At 51.8% G+C, this 6,331-nt stretch carries 3 protein-coding genes and 1 pseudogene; 3 read left to right on the forward strand and 1 reads right to left on the reverse strand.

Features of this window, described 5'->3' with window-relative positions; translation table 11 throughout:
- The first annotated feature begins 13 nt into the window (after positions 1 to 13).
- The 3 genes from WCX19_RS06720 (at position 14) to WCX19_RS06730 (ending at position 4,676) form a co-directional block, all read left to right on the forward strand.
- Positions 14 to 1,969 (forward strand): transporter substrate-binding domain-containing protein, encoded by a 1,956-nt coding sequence (locus WCX19_RS06720; RefSeq protein ID WP_373006428.1) that lies wholly within the window; start codon positions 14 to 16, stop codon positions 1,967 to 1,969.
- Between the two features lie 392 nt (positions 1,970 to 2,361).
- The gene (locus WCX19_RS06725) at positions 2,362 to 2,946 is read left to right on the forward strand and encodes a hypothetical protein (RefSeq protein WP_373006430.1); all 585 of its coding nucleotides are present in this window, start codon (positions 2,362 to 2,364) and stop codon (positions 2,944 to 2,946) included.
- Between the two features lie 752 nt (positions 2,947 to 3,698).
- Positions 3,699 to 4,676 carry an ROK family protein gene (locus WCX19_RS06730; RefSeq protein ID WP_373006432.1) on the forward strand — a complete coding sequence of 326 codons (978 nt, stop codon included), beginning with the start codon at positions 3,699 to 3,701 and terminating at the stop codon, positions 4,674 to 4,676.
- 665 nt (positions 4,677 to 5,341) lie between these two features.
- Here WCX19_RS06730 and WCX19_RS06735 read toward each other — a convergent pair.
- Positions 5,342 to 6,331: pseudogene (locus WCX19_RS06735) on the reverse strand (hypothetical protein); the annotation flags it as partial.

Genomic DNA, 6,331 nt, shown 5'->3' on the forward strand with positions numbered 1-6,331 from the left:
CAGAGACCCAATAATGTCTCTATCCGAACGCCAGGTGTACATTTTTCTAATTCCTCTTCTCGTTGGAATTCTGGTTCTGGTATCCGGATGCCTTTTTGAACAATCCTCTCCTGGGGTACCCCCGCAATCGCCCCCAGAAAACCTGACCTACTATACCGAACAACTACCCCCCTACAACTACCAGGAAAACGGTACTCTGAAAGGTTTTTCCGTTGATCTTCTCGAAGCGATCACCGCAAAAATGGGAACGAAGGTGACCCGGGAGAATGTGCACCTCGTCTCATGGACCGAAGGATATCAGACCGTGCTTACCCGGAATAATACCGTGCTCTTTACCACCGTGAGACTTCCCGAACGGGAGCAGTCCTTCAAATGGGCAGGGCCTATCTATACTTATACAAATGTCCTCTTTGCCCGGCCGGATCGGGGGATCGTTATCACAGGCCCGGAAAGCCTGAAAGGATACCGGATCGGGGTAATTGCCGATGATGTCGCGATCCAGCAGCTGTACGATGCCGGTGTGAATAAGAGCCAGCTCGTGCCCGAGACAAACGTATCTGTGATTATCGCAAAACTCAATAGCGGCGAGATCGACCTGTGGGCATACCCACAATCCCCGGGCCGTTACTTCACCGGGCAGGTCACCGGGAACTATTACTCTTTTAAAATCGTCTATACGTTACCGGGTCTGGAGGGATACTATGCTTTCAACAAAAATGTTCCGGATTCGACGGTGCAGTCCTTCCAGCACGCATTAGATACCCTCAAAAATGAGAAATATGCAGGCAGGACTACAACATACGAAAAAATCCTCGGCCAGTACCTGCCATCAATCGGCCTTGCACATCTCCAGTACCTGACCGAAGAATGGGCTCCCTTCAACTACCAGGAGGGCGGGGTCCCTTCCGGTATCTCTGTCGAGATCCTCGATGCGATCTTCCACAACCTCGGGGTGAACCGCACCCGGGCGGATGTCCATATCGTCCCCCTGTCGGAAGGTTTCCGCCAGGCACAGGGTAACACCGGCACTGTCCTCTTCTCCATCGTTCGCACGCCGGAACGCGAGCCGCTCTACAAGTGGGCAGGACCGCTCACCAGGGCCGGCTTTGTGGTCTTTGCGCCTGTGAGCAGGAACATCACGATAACGTCACCGGAGGATCTGAACCGGTACCGGATCGGCGTGGTTAAAGACTCTGTCGAAAATACACTCCTCACCGGCCATGGCGTGAATTCATCGAACATAGTCCCCGGACAAACCCCCGGCGATCTCATCAGGATGCTGGAAGGGGGTGAGATCGATCTCTGGGCTACCGGCGATGTAACCGGGCGATATGAGATGAAGGCGTCCGGGGCGGATCCCGCCACCTTCGAGATTGTGTATACCTTAGGCGAGAACGACTTTTATTATATCTTCAGTAAAGATGTCCCCGACACGCTGGTCAACGCTTTTTCACAATCTCTTGTGACGGTGAGGAACCAGAAGGATGCACAAGGGGTCAGCGAATACGAGCGGATTATCTACCGGAATATCGGAGTCGGCTGCACCCGGCAGACGTATACTGATGAATCTGTGGTCGCACTCGTTAACACGACTGCTCAGGCAATCGAGAAGAATGCACCCGATACATTCCGGCGCATCAACGCAGGGGAAACCCCGTACCGTGACTCACAGAACCCGGCCCTCTATGCATTTGTGTATGATATGAACCTGACCATGGTCGCTCATGCGGACAATATACTCCTTGTCGGGGTCAATTTCAAGGGTAAGACTGATGTTACCGGCAAACCGTTCCGTGACGAAATTTTGGCTGGAGCACAAAAGAACGGGACCGGCTGGGTGGAGTATGTCTATGTCAACCCGGTCCAGACGAACCTGTACTACAAGACCACATACTACCGGTTAACAAAAGGAAGCGACGGGAACTCCTATGTTGTAGCCAGCGGCAATTTCAAGGGCTGTAAAACATGACCGGGGCTTGATGAAGCCCCCGGTCTTTGCGGATTATAACTTCGACGGGATAGTCGACAAAACGGTAAAATTCGGCACGAATGGCGACACACCCGTAGTACCGGCAACAGGAAACTGGGCGTAAAGGTACCGGTTAAAACAGTTCTTTTTATCCCAAAAAACCAGGGAGACGTATCCGTGGATTTTTAAACCCGGGGTCCCCTGGATTTTAACGCTTTTCCATTTCATGGGAACGCAAATCCTCGTTTAAAACTCCGGCCTTTTTGCCGTTCTGGCCTTTATAATTGTACTAACCCGGCGGTTCGATCATTTAACCCGAAGTATCTGGGGAATATACACGCCAATGCGAGTAACATAACGACTGGTAAAAATGTAATGCATGGAGTACATATATGTCCCAACTCGTTATAGAAACAGAAACGATCAAAAAAGCAGGTCTCTATTTATTTGCTATTCTGGGCATTGTGATCATTGGATGCCTGATCGGGATGAGCCTCGTGGACCATTATATCCTGCAGAAGGCACAACAGTCAAGTGTTCCTGCCGTTACAGCAGTCACGGCTCCCGCACCAACGGTTGTACCAACAGTGGTACCAACACAGTCATATCCCTCCGTAATAACATACACCGTCCTTAGCATGACAACGAGTACAGGGCATTACCAGATCCTTACTACCGCCGGGAATATCCTCTACTGCACCAATTATTATGATTGGTACTCACAGCAAACACAGGACACCTACACAGCAACCGTAACCGGTACAGATGGATCAGCATACCTGATTGCAAATCCGATATTGATTGCCCAGCACTACAATCACATTGTGTATTTTCCAGAAGAACCACGCTATTACGAATATAATGGGCGCTACTGGCAGTGTGACAGAACCTCGTGCGATCCGATTCAGTACAAACAAGTTAGTGGGGAACGTGTGATACATGGGCAACCGCCCTTTCCCTACCTGTATTGGGACTAATCTGAAAATAGCGCATACAGTAATGGGAATCCTTGGGCAAGGTGGATGATTAGATAAAAACAATCCCCCGTATTTTATCGTCATATCCGGTAACATCATCCTACATTCCGGGCAGTACTGCGGTGGATCGTGAGGGTCATGTCCGCATGTCCTGCAGGCCGGCACCTGACCACGGCAAACGTCCCGTCAAGCACGGCGGCCTTACCACTTATCACCCCAAAAACTCCAAAATAATCCCGTTCAGCCTGCTGTTTTCATTCGGGATCCTCAGGTGACCCGAACCAAATCCGGGCTCAATTTGAGCCCCGATCACCTCCCGCCCGCCTTGAAAGAAACCCGTATCGGGCTCCGTTTAAAAATACCCTCAAATTGGGCTTATTTTGAGAAACGGACAAATTAAAATGGACCCGACAATGGGGTTATTTTGGCAGATCTCATGTCAGACTACCATTTACACGTCCGGAAAAAAGAGGGCGCCAGAACGCGAATACGGGGCTGTGAAGGGCAGTATATGGGGCTCAATCTGGGCTTTGTTTTGGGAATAAAGTGAATATATGGCGTATTTTCCACGGGAACCAAAAAGGAGGGATATTACGGGGTTTTATGATGGGAACCCGAACATTGGAATGGGAAAAAGACCCATGACCATTTCATCAATCAGTTAAAAAATTCATCCATCGTATCTTTCCCGGATAAGAAACCATCCGGATTACCAAACACGGAAGATCCCAAAAAAAGAGTGGAGGCTTCACATGACACCCGATGACAGGAACGGAGATCCCGATACCGCCATTGCAGTCGATCTTGGGGCGACCAACCTCCGGGTCGGGCTCGTCACGAGGACCGGGCGCATCGAACGGATGAATGTAGCCGCGATTCCAAAAGACCTGCCGGATGCAGAAATTATAAGCGATCTCATCATCCGGACCATTCATTCATTGGTACCAGACCCGGAGATCGAGACTTTGGCTGGCATCGGTATCGGAGCAGCGGGGCCGGTTGACCGCACACACACGGCGATCGTGCATCCCCCGAATATTCCCCTTGACCAAATCCCGCTTTCAGGCCCGCTCAGCGCGGAATTTGACCTTCCGGTGAGACTGGTCAACGACTGCTGTGCCGGTCTGTTAGGAGAGGCATATTTTGGCGAAGGAAAGACCTGTAAGAATTTTGTTTATGTAACCATCTCAACCGGTATCGGGGCGGGGATACTTGCAAATGGGACTATCGTTTCAGGCCGGGCCGGAAACGCCGGGGAAGTGGGTCACCTGTTCGTGGACAGCGATTATAACCTGACCTGCGGGTGTGGCGGAAAAGGGCACTGGGAAGGATATGCATCCGGCCGGTTCCTGCCCCGGTTCTACCATGAGTGGCAGCAGAAAGCAGGCATCGTATCCGGAAACCAGCCGATACTCACGGCCCGGGATGTGTTTAACGCCATTCGGGAACAACCGGGTTCTGGCGAGAGCGATTTTATTTTGGAGCTCGGGAGAATTAATGCCCGGGGGATCTCAGATCTCATTGTTGCCTACGACCCGGATATTATCGTCCTTGATGGTTCGGTTATCTTAAACAACCAGGACCTGATCATACCTCCAATTGAACAGTACGCCGATCGGTACCTGCCGATGCCTCGGTTGACGGTGAGCAGTCTTTCAGGTTTTGCACCGCTTCTTGGTGCGTCGGTGATAGCCCACGGGTATGATACACCGTTTGGATCAGTAGGATAAGGAGATTTTTGTCGGCCGGTGCCGGGGGAGCAGGACTCTGGTTCATGCACCGTAAAGAGAGTATCTCCGGAAAAGAGGGCGACGGGTGTTTCCCCCGGGACGTATCGGTTGCCAGGTAACAGATATATTCGGGTATATGCCCGCCCACCACCCGGCCGCGAAAGGAGATGTGGCTTTCGGGGGTACCCCATGGCACGTGAGGTACCCCCTCATGGGGTATGGCGTGGAAGAGAGTACACCCCCGGGCAGGGTACCTCCTCTTTTTTTCGGAACATCAATCTGTAAATCACGACGAAATTCCCGGAGAAACCGGGCCAAGCGTTTTTAAAAACGGGGAGGTACCCCCCGTGGGGGTACCTGGCTGTACAGGGGATACCCCCAAGTGGGGTGGGTGGCACTGAGGGATGGATGGGACCGGGTAACCTTCGCAATGTAACTCATGCCCCCTCCTGTCATTACCTGCGAATGTATCCCTGCCATCAATGCCCGAGATGAATCAACTCCACCCTGTGAGAATGATTCGTTTTCTGTTTCGGCTGCAATCGAATTGTTGGTAAAATCTGGCTATTTAGGTTATTGATGGAGATGATCACACCGATAAAAAAGTTTTTGGGGCTTGAAGATCCCGTTCCGATTTTCATAGGAAAGATAAGAGGTCTTCCGGCTCATACCCAGTGTCCCATGACCGGCGTGTCCCCTTTAGTGCCGAAGTCAACCTGTTTGTCGACCGTTCCATTGAAGGTGTAAGACAAATACCAGAAGCCGGTTGATGACCGGAATACACCGATTTCGGTGTGCCCGGCATTATTCCAGTCCCCAACGACCGGAATGTCGCCACTCTTGCCGAAGTCAACCTGTTTGTCGACCTTTCCGTCTAAATTATAATCCAGGTACCATGTCCCTGTCGATGGACGGAATACGCCGATCTCAGTATGCCCGGCATTATTCCAGTCCCCAACGACCGGAATGTCGCCACTCTTGCCGAAGTCAACCTGTTTGTCGACCTTTCCGTCTAAATTATAATCCAGGTACCATGTCCCCGTCGATGGACGGAATACGCCGATCTCAGTATGCCCGGCATTATTCCAGTCCCCAACGACCGGAATGTCGCCACTCTTGCCGAAGTGCGCCTGTTTGTCGGAGGTTTCATCGAAGTTATAATCCAGGTACCATGTCCCCGTCGAGTTCCGGAACACGCCGATCTCAGTATGCCCGGCATTATTCCAGTCACCAACGACAGGTGTGTCGCCACTCTTGCCGAAGTGCGCCTGTTTGTCGACCGTTCCATTGAAGGTGTAAGCAAGATACCAGGAGCCGGTTGATGGCCGGAACACGCCGATCTCAGTGTGTCCGGCATTATTCCAGTCCCCGACTACTGCCATATCGCTGTTCGTACCGAACTTTACCGTTTTGTCAGCTGTTTTATCGAAGTTGTAATCCAGGTACCAGGTGCCCGTCGAGTTCCGGAACACACCGATGTTCGCCCCCGACCCGCTTCCGCTCACCGCGATATATCCCCTCTTTTGCATACAGTCGTACCCACCAGCATTGAATGCCTGCAATGCGACTGAATAGGTTCCCGCAGTTGTATAGATGTGCGACGGGTTCTTGAGGGATGATCCTGCGGGCTGGAGCCGCCACGTGTCGTTCAATGA

The sequence above is a fragment of the Methanoregula sp. genome, from assembly GCF_041663825.1.
Classification (GTDB): domain Archaea; phylum Halobacteriota; class Methanomicrobia; order Methanomicrobiales; family Methanospirillaceae; genus Methanoregula.